We start from the raw sequence: 18,420 nt of genomic DNA, 5'->3' as shown, positions 1-18,420 counted from the left end.
ATTTAATACAGCTAGTTTTTTTACATAAGTGGTGCAAATATTCTAAGCACACTTCCAATTGCTTTTTGTTTCAACGGTTGTCTCTTACATTTTTCTAAAGTAATTTTTTCACACTTTTCCAAAGTATTTTTAAAATCTTCTTCTATTTTAGATATTACGCTATTTTTATAAAAAAATACTCCACATTCAAAATGAAGATATAAACTTCTAAAATCTAAGTTTATAGTACCAACTACTGCCTTATCGTTATCTGACACAAAGCATTTTGCGTGAACAAACCCTGGAGTGTATTCATAAATCTGAACTCCTGCTTCTATAAGTTCTTCATAATAAGTTTTAGCTACCCAAAAAGCATATGGTTTATCTGGAATATGAGGCATTATAATAATAATTTCAACTCCTCTTTTAGCTGCATGAGTTAAAGCTGTTATCATTTCATTATCTAATATAAGATATGGAGTCATTATATGCACATATTTTGTGGCCTGATGTATAATATCAAAATATACCTCTTCACTAAGATTTTCAAAATCTAAAGGACTGTCTCCATAAGGTATTACAAATCCATCTGACTTAACTGATACATTTTCTTTTGATAATATATACTTTTCATAATCTTCCTTTTTATTTTCTGTTATATTCCACATCTGTAAAAACATCATAGTAAAACTTTTAACAGCATCACCTTCTAAACACACGGCTATATCTTTCCAATGACCAAAACGTTCTTTCACATTTATATATTCATCAGCTAAATTTACTCCCCCCGTAAATGCTACCTTCCCATCTATGACCAATATTTTTCTATGGTCTCTATTGTTTTGATAGGTTGATAGGGCTGGCTTTATTGGAGAAAACATCTTACATTTTATGCCCATTTTTTTTAATGTTTCAGGATATTTATATGGAAGAAGAGCCAAACAGCATAACCCATCATACATAACCCGAACTTCAACACCTTCTTTTACTTTTCTCTTTAATATATCTAAAATAGTGTCCCACATTACGCCTTCTTCTATAATGAAATATTCCATAAATATAAAATCTTTAGCTTTTTCCAACTCTTTTATCATTTTTTTAAACTTATCTTCCCCTAGCGGAAAGTATTCTACATTAGTATTCTTATAAACAGGATATACTCCATAATTTGATATGTATTTACCTATAGATGCCACATGTTTATCCAAACTATCTAATTCTTTTAAAACATCATTATCTTGTTCTAAATAACATCTAGTTTCTTCTAACGATTTATCATATTTTTTAGCAATTAATCTTGTTTCAATCTGTAAATGTATAAATATGTATAATAACGTTCCAAAAATAGGCATAAGAGCCACTGGAATTATCCATGATATTTTATACATTGGGTTTGTCCTATTATTTATTATATACAAGAGAACTATAGCACTTAAAACAGTAGATGCACCTACAATATATGTGACATATTCCATTAAGAATACATATATCGAAAAAAGTACAGCTAATTGAATTAATACTATTGCAAGAACTATTAAAGTTCTTCCATAAACAACCTTAACTAAACTTTTTTTTCCTTTACTCAAAATTTTAACTCTCCCTTTAATCTTAAGTTTAATACATAATAAGTTTTAACTTTAAAGTTAAAACGTTAATAAATACTTTTATTAATTATATTATTATATTTTTACATACATAATCAAATTTGTAAACATCATTAACTATACTTCTTGTTTAAACTTAGATTTTTAAATACATTTCAATAAAAAACTCCTTGAAAATAAATTTTCAAAGAGTCTCTTAATATTAACATTTAAACTTATCTTTTATTTTTAACCTGTGCTTGTGCAGCTGCAAGCCTTGCAACAGGTACTCTAAAAGGTGAACAACTTACATAATCTAATCCTACATTATGGAAAAATTCAACTGATGATGGATCTCCACCATGTTCTCCACATACTCCAAGTTTTAAATTTGGTCTTGTAGATTTTGCTTTTTCTATTGCTACTTTTATAAGAGAACCTACTCCTTTTTGATCAAGTTTTGCAAATGGATCTTGTTCATATATCTTTTTATCATAATAATCCTTTAAAAATTTCCCAGCATCATCTCTTGAAAATCCAAAAGTCATTTGAGTTAAATCATTTGTTCCAAAAGAAAAGAATTCTGCTTCTTTCGCTATTTCATCTGCTGTTATTGCTGCTCTTGGTATTTCTATCATTGTACCTATTTTATATTCTAAATCAATTCCACTTTCTTCTATTATAGAAGTAGCCTCTTTAACTATTAAATCCTTAACATATTTTAATTCTTTTATCTCTCCAACCAATGGAATCATTATTTCAGGCTTTACATCGTAACCTTTTCCTTTTTTAACACATATAGCCGCTTCAATTATAGCTCTTGTTTGCATTTTAGCAATTTCAGGATAAGAAACATCTAAACGACACCCTCTATGTCCCATCATTGGATTAAATTCATGTAAATCATTGATTGTATTTCTTAAATCATCTACTTTTATATTCATTTCTTTAGCTAAAGCCACTATATCTTGCTCTTCCGTTGGTAAGAATTCATGTAACGGAGGATCTAACAACCTTATATTAGCTGGTTTTCCTTGAAGTTCTTCATACATTTTTATAAAATCTTCTCTTTGCATAGGAAGTATTTTATTTAAAGCTTTTTCTCTTTGTTCTAAACTCTTAGCCACTATCATTTCTCTAACTGCTGCTATTCTATCTTCTGCAAAGAACATATGCTCAGTTCTACAAAGCCCTATTCCTTCCGCTCCAAAATGAATTGCTTGTCTTGTATCTTTTGAAGTATCTGCATTTGTTCTAACACCTAATTTTCTAATTTCATCTGCCCATCCCATAAATGTTGCAAAATATCCTGTTATTTCGGGTAAAACTGTTTTAACTTCTCCTGAATAAACATTTCCTGTTGAACCATCTATAGATATATAATCGGTATCAGTTAATAGATTTCCATTTATCTCTAGAGTTCTATTGTTTTCGTTTACTTTAATAGAACTACATCCAGCAACACAACAAGTTCCCATTCCTCTAGCAACAACTGCTGCATGAGAAGTCATACCACCTCTAACTGTTAAAATCCCTTCTGATGCTATCATCCCCTCTATATCTTCTGGAGATGTTTCAAGTCTTACTAAAACAACTTTTTCTCCATTTCCATTTCTTTCTTTTGCTTCCTCAGCAGTAAATGCTATCTTGCCACATGCAGCTCCTGGAGATGCTGGAAGTCCTTTTGCAACAGCCTTAACTGTTTTTAAATTTTCCATATCAAAAGTTGGATGCAAAAGTGTATCTAGTTGTTTTGGTTCAACTTTTAATATAGCCTCTTCTTTTGATAACATATTTTCATTAACTAAATCAACAGCTATCTTAAGTGCTGCTTGTGCTGTTCTTTTCCCATTTCTAGTTTGAAGAAAATATAATACTCCATCTTCTATAGTAAACTCCATATCTTGCATATCTCTATAATGTTTTTCTAATTTATTTACTATATTTACAAATTGATTATATATCTTAGGATTTTGCTCTTCTAATTTAGATATAGGCTGTGGAGTCCTAATTCCTGCAACAACATCTTCACCTTGAGCATTCATCAAATATTCTCCATATATTTTATTTTCTCCAGTTGCTGGATTTCTTGAAAATGCAACTCCTGTTCCTGAAGTTTCGCCTTTATTTCCAAATACCATTTGTTGAACATTAACAGCTGTTCCCCATTCTCCTGGTATGTCATTAAGCCTTCTATAAACTATAGCTCTTGGATTATCCCATGACCTAAATACAGCAGTTATTGCTTCTATAAGTTGAACCTTTGGATCAGTTGGAAAATCCTCATTTTTCTCTTTTTTATAAAGATTTTTAAATTCTAAAACCAATTCTTTTAAATCATTAGCATCAAGATCTGTATCAAAATAAACACCTTTTTTTGCTTTCACCTTATCTATAATATTTTCAAAAAGTCTTTTTTCAACACCCATTACAACATCTGAAAACATCTGAATAAATCTTCTATAAGAATCATATGCGAATCTTTCGTTATTAGTAAGCTTTGCTAGTGCTTCTACTGAATCATCATTTAAACCTAAGTTTAAAATTGTATCCATCATTCCTGGCATCGAAACCCTAGCTCCAGATCTTACTGATACTAAAAGTGGATTAGTTACTGATCCAAATTTTTTACCTGTTTCTTCTTCAAGAACTTTTAATTTTTCATAAATCTCATTAATAATATCTTGTGATATTAGCTTTCTATCCTCATAATATTTATTGCAAGCCTCAGTAGTAACTGTAAAGCCCTGTGGTACTGGAATCCCCAAAGAAGTCATCTCTGCTAAATTTGCACCCTTGCCACCTAGCAAATTTTTCATACTTGCATTCCCCTCATTAAAAAGATAAACAAATTGTTTTTCTTTCATCTCAACACTCCTTCATTCCATACTATAAATTATTTATATATTCTAACAGGCAATTTATCCTGATAGCTAACCTAATAATTTCCTAGATTCACAAATAATCTTGTTATGTTAGTTTTTGAAATCTTACCAACTATTAATAATTTCTCTTTACCAAGATCATCTTTAAGCTTTCTAACTACTGGAACGGAATCTATCTCATGTTCTATAATTCTCTTTGCAACATTATAAGCCGTTTCATCCTCTAGTGCATATATTATATTTGGCATTCTAGTCATTATTATGCCAACTGGTACCTTATATATGTCTGTTCCACCTATTGCTATTTTCAAAAAATCTTTTCTAGAAACAGCTCCAACTAAAACACCCTTATTTTCAACAAACATTGTACCCACATCATTTAGAAATAAATGTACTATAGCATCATAAACCATAGTTTCCTCATTTACAGTTATTGGTTTTGACATTATATCTAAAACCTTTGAGTTCATAATTTCTTCATATAAAATATTTGTTTTATTTCCTTCACAATAAACATAGCCAACTTTTGGTCTAGCATCTAATATTCCTATCATTGTTAAAATAGCTAAATCTGGTCTAAGAGCAGCTCTAGTTACTCCAAGTTTCGTAGCTAATGTTTCTGATGTAACAGGTTCCCCTTCTTTAACAAGTTTAACAATTTCCTCTTGTCTAGGTGTTAATTTCATTTTAGTTATTCCTTTCTAGATAAAAAGGAATATTCTATAAAATTTGTTTCTCTAATACCTACTAACTATTTTACCGTCATATGGTTAAAAATAGTACAATAAAAATTAAGAAAATTTTAACAAATTAAATGAATATCCCTTTTTTTACCTTATTTTTCCCTATTTTCATTTATTATTCGTTGTCGTTGTCATCAAATCTAACAGTATAAGTATAGTTAGACTCATTATCCATTTTATAATCTGTGTTTTGTTTATCCATTGATATGTGATTTTTCTTTTCTGAAACCACATCTTTAATATCTTGTGCCCTCTCTTGTGCTATATCTTTTACATCCTCAGCTACAACTTTAACTTTTCTTGTAAAATCTTTAGCTACACTTTTAATTGCTTTATTAACAATTTCAACAGAACCATCTGTTTTTTGTATTTCTATTGTTAATTTTGTTGCAACAGCTGTAACAACACCTATCGCTAACAATTGTGGCATTAAAATAGCTATAACACCAGCTGCTAAGCCAGCATTAACTGGTACATCAACTAAAACTTTATCATCTCTTTTAATTTTAATTCTAGACACAGTGCCTTTTTTAATCAAATTCTTAATCCATTCTTTAAAATCACTTATGGTTTCTGATTCCACAGCAGCTTCTTCAAAAGAAATTTCTTCTTCATACTTTTTCTTTTGATTTTTTTCAATATAAATTAAAGCTTCTAAAACATCACCATTTGAATGTTCTAACGCTTCCTTAGCCTCTAAATAAGTTACAAAAGCTCTTTCTTTAACTAAATCAACTTTTTCTAATGTTATTTCATTCATATTTATCACTCCTTAATAAAATTTAGCATCTCTAGACTTTTAGGTTTTCTTGAATAAACAGATGAAATTATATAGTGAGTTATTTTATATATCTCACTTTTTGTATCATCACTTAAATGAAGTTTGTATACTTTATCTAAAGTGGTATTGTTTAAAAATTTTAAAGATGCAAAGGTAGCTTTATCTATATAAATACCTCTTTCCCTCCTACATTTTTCACATACACCACCAAAATAAGCTAAATCCAAATAATTAGAATTTTGTATCTTTTCTTTACACGACACACAATTATCTAAGTTTAACCCATAGCCAGTTGCTTTTAATATCTTAAGTTCAAAGGCTCTTATTAAGGTTTCATAATCTATTGCATCAGTATTTAAAAGATACAAACATGTTATACATTCTTTATAAAGATATGAATTTTTCTCATTATCTTCAATACATATATCTATAAGTTCGCATATATATGAGGCATAGGTTAATTTTTCTAAATTATCTAAAAAACTTTGAAAAGACTTTCTGATTTTCCCCTCTGACAAAGAATATAAATTTTTTCCTTTAAACACCAGATAATCTCCATAACAAAAAGGAGTAGTTACAGAAAATAATTTATTTTTACTTTTTTTAGCCCCTTTTGCAATTACCGATATTTTCCCTAATTCTTGAGTGAAAATCCATAAAAGTTTATCATTTTCTTTGTATTCTTGAGTTTTTATAACAACTCCATTAACTTTAGTAAGTGACAGATTAAACTCCTCCTTTATTTTTTATATCCTAATTCTTTAAGATATAAGGAATTATCTCTCCACTCTTTTCTAACCTTTACCCATATTTTTATATTAACTTTGTTTTTTAGAAATCTTTCGATTTCATATCTTGAAGTTTCTCCAATTTTTTTAAGAGTTTGACCATTTTTGCCTATTATTATACCCTTGTGTGAATCTTTTTCACATATTAAATCAACTTCTATATTGTATTTTCCACTCTTATCTTGTTTCATTTGTATTATATCTACCGCTATTCCATGAGGAACTTCTTGTGACAAGTTTCTTAAAGCCTTTTCTCTAACAATTTCTGCTATTACAAATCTTTCTTGTACATCAGTTATCATATCATCTGGATAATATTTAGGTCCCTCTGGTATATATTTTACCATAAGTTCTAATAATTTATCAGTATTTTTTCCCTTAATAGCCGATATAGGAATTATTTCATTAAAATTAATTTCTTTAGAATAATTCTCAAGTGTTTTAGCTACTCTATCTTGAGTATTTTCATCTATTTTATTTAATACAAAAAATATTGGAGCCTTTTGTTGTTTAAGCTGTTCTATTATAAATTTATCCCCTCTACCAACTTCCACATCAGGTGTTGTTAAAAACAATACTAAATCAACATCTTTTATTGAATTTTTAGCACTATCTACCATATATTCACCTAGCTTATGCTTAGGCTTATGTATGCCAGGAGTGTCTACAAAAACAATTTGATAATTATCCCCTGTCAATATTGTTTGAATATTGTTCCTTGTCGTCTGAGGTTTGTTAGAAACTATTGATAGTTTCTCCCCCATAAGTAAATTCAAAAGTGTTGATTTTCCAACATTTGGTCTACCAACTATAGTTACAAATCCTGATTTAAACATGTACCCTCCTCTATTTTACTAAATCCTTTTTAGTAAAAGAACCTGGTAAAATTTTTTCTAATGTTGTTTCTATATAATCATTTTCATTTTTTACTATAAATATTTTTATATCTTGACTTTCTGCAAACTCACTTATTACCTGTCTGCATATACCACATGGATAGGTATAATCATCTGTATCTCCAATAACAGCTAATGCTTTTATCTTTCTAAGCCCTTTAGATACCCCTTTAAATATAGCAGTTCTCTCAGCACAATTGGTTGCACCAAAAGATGCATTTTCTATATTACATCCTGAATATATATTATTATCTTCAAAAAGTACAGCTGCTCCAACTTTGAAATTAGAATATGGACAATACGCTTTTTCTCTAGCGTCTATAGCCTCTTTTATAAGTTTATTATACAAACCAATTCCCCCTTTAGTTACATAGTATAATTATTAAATTATATCACTATTTATATTATTTACAAATATATTTTAAAAACTAAATATTTTAAATATAAAAATAGTAACTAAAACTCCAAATACTCCGCCAACTACAACCTCTAAAATACTATGAACCTCTGAATCTACTCTACTTTGAGCTGTTATAAAAGCCATTATATAACTTAATATTATAACTGTATGATACTGAGATATCAAAGATATTGCAGTAGCTATTGCAAAGGATATTGCACTATGTCCAGATGGCATTCCTCCTTTTAAAGGAGTGCCTTCTCCTAAATATGCCTTTGCCGCAATAGTTAATATACAAACCATTATAAGCATTATCAATACAGTGTATGGCTCCCACGCTTTAACATCACTTACAACCCTATAAGTGATGTTGGATATTTTATCCCAAAATATAAAATACCCAACTAAAATTGCATTTATAGCAGTAACTAACACCGCTCCAGCCGCCGTATTTTTAGCTATTTTGGCCAATGGATGATAATAATTAGCCGTTAAATCTATTGCACTTTCTATTGCAGTATTAAAAAGTTCTGCTGAAATGACCATAGCTATACATATACTAAGTGCTATTATTTCAATTATGCTAACATGAAATATAAAACAAGCTGTTAAAACCACAATTGTTGCTAGAAAATGAATTCTCATATTTCTTTGTGTCCTTAAAGCATGTATTATACCATCTATAGCATAATTGAAACTATCTAATAGCTTTTTAACCTCCATAAACCCTCCCTTTACTTTTACTCTCTAGGAATATTTAATTTATTTAAAATATATTCTTCCCTATTTCTCATAGTTCTCTTTTCTATTTCCTCCATATGATCGTAACCTAGTAAATGTAAAACAGAATGTATTACTAAATAACTTGCTTCTCTAAAAAATGAATGATTGAATTCTATACTTTGTTCTAACGCTCTTTCTAAAGATATAACTATATCTCCTAAAACTAAATTACCATTATCAAAAAACATAGAATCAAAATTAAAATTTAAATACAAATCTTTATAGACTTTCCCTTTCTTATAATCTATCATAGGAAATGATAAAACATCTGTAACTTTATCAATATTTCTTGTTTCTCTGTTTATATTTCTAATCTCATCATTATTAACAAATACTAGTGATACTTCGCACTTTTCTTTTACTTGCTCTTCTTTTAAAACAAACTCTATGACTTTTTCAAGATGAGATATAAAACTATCACTTACATCTATCTCCTTTTGCCTATTATCAATAAATATCATTAAACTTATTTCACCGTCTTTCTTTCATCTTTTGGATATTCTATTCTTTCATGATATATTCCATTTAAGGTTTTTAAAAAACATTTTTTTATTTTTTTCACATCACTTATCGTAAGCTGAGAATCATCTAATTGTCCTGAACTTAATTTATCTTTAACTATATTATCAACCATATTTTCTATTTTTTCCTTTGTTGGATTATTTATAGATCTTACAGCAGCTTCTACTGAATCTGCAAGCATTAATATGCATTGTTCTTTAGTTTTTGGTTTTGGTCCTGGATACATATAATCCTCTTCCTTTATATCATCTGGATTTTCCGCATTATTTTTAGCTGTTAAATAAAAATATTTAACTAAAGTTTTGCCATGATGAGTTGGAATAAAATCTTGTATCACTTTTGGAAGCTTATATTCTCTTGCAAGCTCTAATCCATCTTTAACATGAGATATTATTAAAAGTTTACTAAGTTCTGGAGTTATATCATCATGAGGATTTTCTTTTCCTAATTGATTTTCCTTAAAAAAGTAAGGTTTTTTTGTTTTCCCTATATCATGATAATAAGCTCCTATTCTAGCTAAAAGAGCATTTCCGCCAACAGCTTCTGTTGCAACTTCTGCTAAATTAGCAACTATAACGCTGTGATGATAAGTTCCTGGAGCTTCCATTAAAAGCTTTTTAAGTAACGGATTATTAGGATTTGAAAGTTCTAATAGTTTAACATTTGTAACAATATCAAACATAGATTCAAAAAATGGTAACAACCCTGTAGATAAAATCCCCGATAGAAGCGATCCTACAAGTATAAAAGCTGTATCTAATAAAATCTCTTTTAAGTTACTAGTTACTAAAGCTGATATACTAAGTGTCATTACTCCGTTTAAAATAGCTATATAAATACATGAATATACTATATCATTTCTTTGTTGCATTTTTTTTAAGAATGTAGCACCTACTATAACCGATACAATAGCTAAAATAATTATTTCTGTATTAAAGCTTACAGCTACTGCCATTAAAATTATATTAGTTATACTTACAACTAAAGATATTCTATAATTTAATAAAAGTGTAAGAAGTATTGGCGTACATGCTAATGGAATTAAATACGGTGAAGCTATGCTAAATACTCTTGCAAAAACTATGGTCATTATAGTTATTATGTTTATCATAATAAGCTTTGAAGAATTATTATATATATCTTTATAGTATTTTTTTAAATATCTATTTTGTATATACATAACAATTATAACCATGATAGCTAAAGCTAAATACAACGATATATTAAACTTAGAATTATTTAAAAGTCCGAGCTCATCTAATGCTTGAATTTGAGCTTCCGTTATTGGTTTCCCTTCCTCAACTATTGTTTGATTTTTTTTATAAACAACAGGAGTAACATTTTTTGCTGCTTCTTGCTGTGCCTCTTCTGTTTTTTCATTATCATAAAATAAGTTTGGTTTAACTAAAACATTTATAATCTTATCTGAAATTGATATTATATGTTCATCATTATAATTATTATAAACTACATCTTGTGCTATTTGTATTGCCTTATTTAACGTTTCTGTACTATCCTCATTTATTGATATATTATATGCATCATTTATTGCATTTAATAAAACATCATACATTTTATTTATCTGTTCCTCATTTAGAGTTAACAAATACATCTCTTCACTAGTTGTTAAATCAAAAGGATTATCTTCATTTAATATCTCAAGTTGTAATTTAGATGTCGTATTTCCATTTGAACTTTCTGTATCTTTTGTTGTTATGGCCTCTTTCAAATTCAGAAAAAACTCTTCTAGTGTTATCTGACTATTTTTTTGTATATCAGTTTGAAGCGAATATTGTTTTCCAACCTTTTCTATCGCTTCAATCTTTTTCGCTTCAGTTTCAACAGTGTTTACTACTTCCCTCGAAGCTTTTATATCTGTAGTTGCTATTTCTCCAACTCGCAAATCATATTTTTTAGTAACTACTGATGTAGCTAGTGTGGCAAATATAATCATAAAAGTAATTATAAACACAACTATTCTTTTGTAATCGCCAAGAAAATTCAATATTCTCCCACTCTTTTTAATAATCAACTCTCTTCTCCTCTTTTAGTTTATCTAAGAATAATTAGTTTGATGCAATATCTTGTTCTACCACAAAAAGAACTTTTAATAAAATTTTACCATTTTCAATGCTTTCTTTTGATATAATTTTATCCACAATTTGAGCCTTTCTCGTAATCTCTTTTTTAGTACTATTATATAAACGCTCCACAGCTTCATTTACTATTTCTTCTTCCGTTTCTTCTATACTAGATGATTTCTTTTCATAATAAATATTCTTGTGAATATATTTACCATCTTCCTCTATTTTATCATAATTATTAAAGTTTTTTGTAGACTTTTTAAGATAAATTTTTTTATCTGCAATCTTTATATATATTTCTGAATCCATATTACCTGTTCTATATATTTTTTCTCCACTTATCTGAAGTTCTATAACTTTTTCATAAAAAGTATTAGCTAAAACACTTCCCCTCGCAGCTACATCATATTGATATTCTCCTGTTCCTTCATATGGATAAACAAGAATATCCCCAGCCTTTACAACATCTCCAGCTTTTACAGCTGCTGTTCCAGATGTTGTATATATTCTCTTTACTTCTCCGTCCATTTTTGCTACAACACCTAAATCATTATCTTTTTCAACTTCTAATGGTGGAGTTATCTTTTCTTCTATTGTAACTTTTAATGTAGAACCTTCCACTCTTATATTAGACCACATTATATCGCTGTTTAAATTTTGAAGCTTTTCTTCTAGTTCATAAACATCTATTGAAGATTTACTTACCCCTTCTAAAACTCCAAGTTCTTTTAATTGAGCTCTTATCTCGTATGGTGATATATACATTTTAGTTTGAATATCTATACTCCATATAAAATTAGATAAAACATACAAAAAAATTATAAAAGAAAAAAAACCTATGACAATTCCAACTTTTCTTTTTACTCTCCCTAAAAAGAATATACCTCCCTTTGAAGAAATTATAGAAACCTTTCCTTGAATTTTTTTTACTACTTCTTTTACCGCATTATAATCTTCATAGTTTATCTCCATAATTATTGTGGATTTATCTATCTTTTTTATATTATGTATCCTAATACCACTATTCCAAAGAATATTTAAAAATTGTTCACTATTAAATAATTTAACTTCTATTTTTATAATACCGTTTTTAAAGAATTTAGAATTCATTTTATTCCACCCCATACCCTAGGGATTTAAATTTTCCTGAAATAGTTATAGTACTACCCCCTATAAATACTATTTCTATTTCTTCCCCTTGTATATCTAAAATTCCTATTACGGTTTTTATTTTTGTGTTATCTCTATCAAAACTTAATATTCCTTTATGATTTTCTATTGTTATTTCATTATCCCCTATTATATTTATTTTAGGAAGATTATCTATAACTTCAATTGGCAAATCTAATTCTTTAGTTATTATACTTTTTATTTTATTATCCATAAATAAACACCCCATAAAAATAATTTAATAATAATTTCTATGAAAAATTTACTATAAATATACTTTTAGAAGGTATTTTATGAAAATTAAAAGAGTTCACAAATAATTGTGAACTCTTGCTTATTTAAAAGTTTATTTAATATTTTGACTGATTTAGGTTATTTTATATGTTTTAAAAGCATTTAAAATAATCTATTAATGTCTTATTAATGATGTTATATGCCCATGCATCAGCCGTATATATTGTTTAGTTTATTATTTTTTCACTTAACTGCTGAGGAAGGTAGTAATAATTATATAACTAATCTTACCTAATATTATCATTAAGCTTATTATACCTTAAATAAGTTTTAAACTTATCTATTTATATATTATTTGAACTTTCTCTTTCTAGCAGCTTCTGATTTTTTCTTTCTCTTAACGCTTGGCTTTTCATAGTGTTCTCTTTTTCTTACTTCAGAAAGAACTCCAGCTCTTGCGCATTGTCTTTTAAATCTTCTTAATGCTTGTTCTAATGATTCATTTTCTCTTACTCTGATTTCTGACATTCTTTATCCCTCCCTCCGCTAGCGTAAATTATTATTTTAATTCACAGCTGTGGGTCTAAATAACACACGCTATATTATACAATATTCTTTTTAAACATGTCAACAACTTTAACTTATATTGTTTAAATTTTATAGTTAAATTTAGCTTATTATTTAGCCTGGAGGCCACTTTAAATCTCTACCACCTAAAACATGAAAATGCATATGATTTACTGTTTGCCCTCCATCTTTTCCACAGTTATTAACTATTCTATAGCCTGTTTCATCTATCCCTAGTTCCTTTACTATCTTATTAATAATTCTAAAAATATGTGCAACTATTTCGCTATTTTTCTCTGAAATATCATTTACACTTTCTATATGTTCCTTAGGAATTATTAGAAAATGCACAGGAGCTTCTGGGCTTATATCATTAAAAGCTAACACTTTATCATCTTCATATACTTTTTTACTTGGTATTTCGCCTTTTATTATTTTACAAAAAATACAATCACTCATTTTCCCACCTCCTACTCTAGTTTATTTATTAAATATATTAATATTTACATATTTATTATAACTCACTCAATAAAAATTACTAATACAAAATAAAATTTATTAAATTTCTAAAGTTCCTTTTGCTATTTCTCCTTGTGCATTCTCTATTTTAACATTTAATATTTTACTTGAAATATCACAATCTGCCTTAGCTATAACTCTTATATAATTTTTAGTATATCCCACATAATAATTTTCTTCTTTAGAATATTTTTCTTCAAATAAAACATCTAAAGCTTTTCCTATGTAAGATTTTATGAAATTTTCTTCATTTACTTTGTTAAGTTCTATTAAAATTTTACTTCTCTTATCTTTAGCAGTTCCATCTACCTGATTTTCCATAGAATATGCTTTTGTACCAGTTCTTTGACTATATTTGAATATATGTGTCTTTGTAAGCTTTATTCTTTTTAAGAATTCATATGTTTCATTAAATTCTTCATCTGTTTCTCCTGGAAATCCTACAATTACATCTGTTGTTATTGATACATCTTTTATTTTATCTCTTAAAAGATTTACTATTTCTTCATACTTTTTTGAAGAATACCTTCTATTCATTCTCTTTAAAGTAGCATCACATCCACTTTGAAGTGATAAATGAAATTGTGGGCATAGCTTTTTAAGACACACTATTCTTTTAACCACATCTTCTGTAAAAAATGTTGGATCTATTGAGCCTATTCTAACCCTCTCTATCCCATCTATATTTTCTATGGCTTCTAAAATATCAACGACTGATACTTTTTCTTCTAAATCAACACCATAGGATGCTGTATGAATGCCTGATAATATAATCTCTTTAAATCCATGACTTGCTAAATCTTTAATTTCTTGCATTACCTTATTAAAATCTTTAGAACAAACTGCACCTCTTGTGTATGGTATTAAACAATATGCACAAAATCTATTACATCCATCTTGAATCTTTAAAAAAGCTCTAGTTTTATCTTGATAATCAGCTATGCTTAAATCTTCAAATTCTTTATTTTTCAAAACTTCTGCAACTTGTATTTGCTGCTTTTGCTCATCCCTTGCTTTATTTACATAATATACTATATCACCCTTGTTTCTTGTTCCTAAAACTACATCAACACCTTCTATAGCACTTACTTCATCTGGTGCTATTTGCGAATAGCATCCAACAGCTGCAATTATAGCCTCTTCATTTAATCTTCTAGCTTTTCCTATTATTTGTCTTGATTTTTTATCCCCCATATTAGTAACACTGCACGTATTTATTACATAAACATCTGCCTTTTCACTAAAGTCTACAATTTCATAACCTTCTCTAACAAACTTTTCTGCCATAGCTTCTGACTCATAAGTATTAACTCTGCATCCTAATGTTGAAAATGCAACTTTCATTAAATATTTCCTCCTACATCTCCAAGCTCATATTGTAATATAGCTATACATGTAAACCCAGCAGTTTCTGTTCTAAGTATTCTAGGTCCTAAGGTTACAATATTTGCTCCTTTTGATTTTAGTATCTCTATCTCTTCTTCCTCAAATCCACCCTCTGGCCCTACCATTATGCCTATGTTTTTAACATTAGATAAATCTAAAGTTTTTACCATTGATTTAATTCCAAATCCAGTAGCATTCTCATAAGGTACAACTACTAAATCTAAGTTTTCCATAGATTTTATTGCATCTTCAAACTCCATGACATTTTCAACCGTTGGAATTATAGTTCTTTTACTTTGTTTAGAAGCCTCTAAAGCAATTTTATTTAATCTATCTAACTTTTTAAAATCACCTTTAATTTTTATATCAACCCTATTAGTTATTGTTGGAATCACTTGTGATACTCCAAGTTCCACACATTTTTGAACTATTAAATCCATTTTTGAAGCCTTTGGAATTCCTTGAAACAACGTTATATTTAATTTGCTTTCATTGTTTATATCTAATTTTTTTAATATTTTTATTAAAACCTCTTGCTTATTTACATTCTCTACTTCACCTAAAAATTCTTCACCATTTAGGTTATTTATAACTACTTTCTCTCCTTGAGTAACTCTTAAGACTTTATATATATGCCTTACATCTTCCCCTATTATAGTTGCGTGAGTATCAGTAAAAAGCTCAATAGGCGTAAAAAATTTATGCATTTAAAATCCCCTTTAAAAATAAATTATTTTAATCTTGCAACAATACAATTCCATTCCCCATCTTTATTAACTTCTATTATTTCAAAATCTTCTTTCTCTAAAGCATCAATAACCATTTGACGTCTATCATGAATTATTCCTGATGTTATGAATACTCCACCCTTATTTAATACCTTTTTAGCATCATTTATTAATACACAAATTATTTCAGCTATTATATTTGCAACAACAATATCTGCTTTTCCTTCTACAACTTCAACTAAATTTCCATATAAAACTTCTATATTATCTAAATTGTTAAAGCTTATATTTTCTTTAGCAGAGTCTACTGCAACTGGATCTAAATCAACTCCAACTACTTTTTTAGCACCAAGTTTTGAAGCAACTATTGCAAGTATTCCAGAACCAGTTCCTATATCAAAAACAGTTGTATCTTTCTCTATATACTTATCTAAAGCTTTAATACACATACTTGTAGTTTCATGATCCCCTGTTCCAAAAGCCATTCCTGGGTCAAGCTCTACAATCATCTCTCCATCTTTTGCTGTATAATCTTCCCATATAGGTTTTATAACTATATGTTCACCTATATGTATTGGTTTATAATATTTTTTCCAATTGTTTGCCCAATCTTCCTCAAACATCTTTTTAGAAGTAACCATTCCTTCTCCAACATCTAAACCAGAATCTTTAAGTTCTTGCACTTTTTCTTTTATATATTCTAATACTTCCTCGATATTGTCCTCTTCCGCAAAATATCCTTTTACACAAGCAACTTTTCCTTTATGTTCTAATATATTTATATCTGCAAAATCCCAAGTTAATGGGCCTTGTTCTCTAGTTAATATGTCATTTGGATCTTCTATCGCTACGCCTTTGCAATCTAAACTATAAAATATTCCTGATATAGGTTCTAACGCTTCACTTTTAGTTATTACATTAACCTCAATCCAAGTTCCTTCCATTATTTATCATCCTTCCTAATTTCTATTTTGACTAATAATATATTTTACACTTCATAATTATATCTGTCTACATTATTGTCCTTTTTTAAATTTATAAGCATAAAACTAATTGAGAGTTAAATATAAAAAATTAAGGACTTTAAATAAAGTCCTTAATTTTTAAAATTCATTATTTTTTCTTAAAAAATGATTTTAAACCACTCTTTTCTTCATGGTGTCCTGATTCAACTTCTCCCATTGTTGCCATAAATGCTTTTAAGGCTGCTTCTTGTTCCTTATTTAAATTTTTAGGAACTTCAACAATTATATTTACATATTGGTCTCCTCTGCCTTGAGAATTAACTCTTGGAACACCTTTTCCCTTCAATCTAAATCTTGTACCTGGTTGTGTACCTGCTGGAACTTTATACTTAACATTTCCATCAATAGTTGGAACTATTATTTCTTCTCCTAAAGTAGCTTTACCTATTGATATTTTATAGTCATAGTATATATCTGCACCATTTCTCTTAAATACTTTAGATTGTTGAACATTTATTCTTATATATAAATCCCCAGCTGGTCCTCCATTTACACCATCTTCTCCTTGACCTCTTAAAGGTAATACATTTCCTGTATCAACTCCTGCTGGTATTTTAACAGTTATTTTTCTGTGTTTTCTAATTCTACCTTTTCCTTTACAATCTGGACATGCTTCTTCTATTATTTGACCTTTTCCTCCACACGCATCACAAGTAGTATTAGATACAAAGTTTCCTAAAGGAGTTTGTCTTTGAACTCTTATTTGACCTGATCCACCACATTTTGAACATGTTTTTGGAGATGTTCCAGGTTTTGCTCCTGTTCCATTGCAAGTTGTACATTTTTCATTTCTTGATATTGAAATCTCTTTTTCAACACCACTCATAGCTTCTTCAAAAGATATAGTTAAACTATACTCTAAATCTGAACCTCTTTGAGGAGCATTTCTTCTTCTAGCAGATGAACCGCCTCCAAATCCACCTCCAAAGAAACTTTCAAATATATCTCCAAAGCCACCCATTTCTGAGAAGTCAAATCCACCATCAAATCCGCCTTGACCACCAAAGCCTTGACCATCTACTCCAGCATGACCAAATTGATCGTATCTAGATTTTTTCTCTGGGTCACTTAAAACTTGGTAAGCTTCATTTAACTCTTTGAATTTTTCTTCTGCCTCTTTATTATCTGGATTTCTATCTGGATGATATTTTAATGCTAACTTTCTAAAAGCTCTTTTTATCTCATCATCTGAGGCACCCTTTTTAAGGCCTAATACCTCATAATAATCTTTCTTCGCCACTGTTTCTACACCACCTATTTTTAAATATCCTAAACTTCAACAAAAGGGAAGACTAATTGGCCTCCCCTTTTGAATTAATTTTATTTTATCAAAGGTCTAATATTTTT

At 28.6% G+C, this 18,420-nt stretch carries 18 protein-coding genes; all 18 read right to left on the bottom strand.

What is annotated here, in order from left to right; genetic code table 11:
• Nucleotides 1-20: 20 nt before the first annotated feature.
• Nucleotides 21-1,565, bottom strand: a complete 1,545-nt coding sequence (gene cls / locus DR020_RS09110; protein ID WP_082663261.1) for a cardiolipin synthase — start codon at nucleotides 1,563-1,565, stop codon at nucleotides 21-23.
• Nucleotides 1,566-1,798: 233 nt separating this feature from the next.
• Nucleotides 1,799-4,429 carry a pyruvate, phosphate dikinase gene (gene ppdK / locus DR020_RS09105; protein ID WP_112365765.1) on the bottom strand — a complete coding sequence of 877 codons (2,631 nt, stop codon included), beginning with the start codon at nucleotides 4,427-4,429 and terminating at the stop codon, nucleotides 1,799-1,801.
• Between the two features lie 71 nt (nucleotides 4,430-4,500).
• Nucleotides 4,501-5,133 (bottom strand): helix-turn-helix transcriptional regulator, encoded by a 633-nt coding sequence (locus tag DR020_RS09100; RefSeq protein WP_055259318.1) that lies wholly within the window; start codon nucleotides 5,131-5,133, stop codon nucleotides 4,501-4,503.
• Nucleotides 5,134-5,305: 172 nt separating this feature from the next.
• Nucleotides 5,306-5,950 carry a DUF4342 domain-containing protein gene (locus DR020_RS09095; RefSeq protein WP_055259319.1) on the bottom strand — a complete coding sequence of 215 codons (645 nt, stop codon included), beginning with the start codon at nucleotides 5,948-5,950 and terminating at the stop codon, nucleotides 5,306-5,308.
• Nucleotides 5,951-5,955: 5 nt separating this feature from the next.
• Complete coding sequence (recO, locus tag DR020_RS09090) at nucleotides 5,956-6,696, bottom strand: DNA repair protein RecO (RefSeq protein ID WP_082412340.1); 741 nt, start codon at nucleotides 6,694-6,696, stop codon at nucleotides 5,956-5,958.
• A gap of 14 nt (nucleotides 6,697-6,710) precedes the next feature.
• A complete protein-coding gene (gene era, locus DR020_RS09085) occupies nucleotides 6,711-7,595 on the bottom strand; it encodes a GTPase Era (protein WP_055259323.1) in 885 nt (294 codons plus the stop codon).
• 10 nt (nucleotides 7,596-7,605) lie between these two features.
• Nucleotides 7,606-8,004, bottom strand: coding sequence for a cytidine deaminase (locus tag DR020_RS09080; protein WP_055259324.1), 399 nt, complete (start codon nucleotides 8,002-8,004; stop codon nucleotides 7,606-7,608).
• Between the two features lie 72 nt (nucleotides 8,005-8,076).
• The gene (locus DR020_RS09075; RefSeq protein WP_055259326.1) at nucleotides 8,077-8,778 is read right to left on the bottom strand and encodes a diacylglycerol kinase; all 702 of its coding nucleotides are present in this window, start codon (nucleotides 8,776-8,778) and stop codon (nucleotides 8,077-8,079) included.
• 17 nt (nucleotides 8,779-8,795) lie between these two features.
• Nucleotides 8,796-9,299, bottom strand: coding sequence for an rRNA maturation RNase YbeY (ybeY, locus tag DR020_RS09070; RefSeq protein ID WP_112365764.1), 504 nt, complete (start codon nucleotides 9,297-9,299; stop codon nucleotides 8,796-8,798).
• A 5-nt stretch (nucleotides 9,300-9,304) separates the two neighbouring features.
• A complete protein-coding gene (locus DR020_RS09065) occupies nucleotides 9,305-11,389 on the bottom strand; it encodes an HD family phosphohydrolase (RefSeq protein WP_055259620.1) in 2,085 nt (694 codons plus the stop codon).
• A 37-nt stretch (nucleotides 11,390-11,426) separates the two neighbouring features.
• Nucleotides 11,427-12,554 carry a sporulation protein YqfD gene (gene yqfD, locus DR020_RS09060; protein ID WP_112365763.1) on the bottom strand — a complete coding sequence of 376 codons (1,128 nt, stop codon included), beginning with the start codon at nucleotides 12,552-12,554 and terminating at the stop codon, nucleotides 11,427-11,429.
• A gap of 1 nt (nucleotide 12,555) precedes the next feature.
• The gene (yqfC, locus tag DR020_RS09055) at nucleotides 12,556-12,828 is read right to left on the bottom strand and encodes a sporulation protein YqfC (RefSeq protein ID WP_070101196.1); all 273 of its coding nucleotides are present in this window, start codon (nucleotides 12,826-12,828) and stop codon (nucleotides 12,556-12,558) included.
• Nucleotides 12,829-13,199: 371 nt separating this feature from the next.
• Complete coding sequence (rpsU, locus tag DR020_RS09050; RefSeq protein WP_055259333.1) at nucleotides 13,200-13,376, bottom strand: 30S ribosomal protein S21; 177 nt, start codon at nucleotides 13,374-13,376, stop codon at nucleotides 13,200-13,202.
• A 153-nt stretch (nucleotides 13,377-13,529) separates the two neighbouring features.
• Nucleotides 13,530-13,874, bottom strand: coding sequence for a histidine triad nucleotide-binding protein (locus DR020_RS09045; protein ID WP_055259335.1), 345 nt, complete (start codon nucleotides 13,872-13,874; stop codon nucleotides 13,530-13,532).
• Nucleotides 13,875-13,973: 99 nt separating this feature from the next.
• Nucleotides 13,974-15,278 carry a tRNA (N(6)-L-threonylcarbamoyladenosine(37)-C(2))-methylthiotransferase MtaB gene (gene mtaB, locus DR020_RS09040; protein ID WP_112365762.1) on the bottom strand — a complete coding sequence of 435 codons (1,305 nt, stop codon included), beginning with the start codon at nucleotides 15,276-15,278 and terminating at the stop codon, nucleotides 13,974-13,976.
• Nucleotides 15,278-16,027 carry a 16S rRNA (uracil(1498)-N(3))-methyltransferase gene (locus DR020_RS09035; protein WP_055259339.1) on the bottom strand — a complete coding sequence of 250 codons (750 nt, stop codon included), beginning with the start codon at nucleotides 16,025-16,027 and terminating at the stop codon, nucleotides 15,278-15,280. Before DR020_RS09035 ends, mtaB begins: the two co-directional genes overlap by 1 nt.
• A 23-nt stretch (nucleotides 16,028-16,050) precedes the next feature.
• The gene (gene prmA / locus DR020_RS09030) at nucleotides 16,051-16,992 is read right to left on the bottom strand and encodes a 50S ribosomal protein L11 methyltransferase (RefSeq protein ID WP_055259340.1); all 942 of its coding nucleotides are present in this window, start codon (nucleotides 16,990-16,992) and stop codon (nucleotides 16,051-16,053) included.
• A gap of 169 nt (nucleotides 16,993-17,161) precedes the next feature.
• The gene (gene dnaJ, locus DR020_RS09025; RefSeq protein WP_055259342.1) at nucleotides 17,162-18,313 is read right to left on the bottom strand and encodes a molecular chaperone DnaJ; all 1,152 of its coding nucleotides are present in this window, start codon (nucleotides 18,311-18,313) and stop codon (nucleotides 17,162-17,164) included.
• Nucleotides 18,314-18,420: the final 107 nt, after the last annotated feature.

It is taken from the genome of Sarcina ventriculi (genome assembly GCF_900456775.1).
Classification (GTDB): domain Bacteria; phylum Bacillota; class Clostridia; order Clostridiales; family Clostridiaceae; genus Sarcina; species Sarcina ventriculi.
This window is presented reverse-complemented; position numbering and strand designations above follow the sequence as displayed.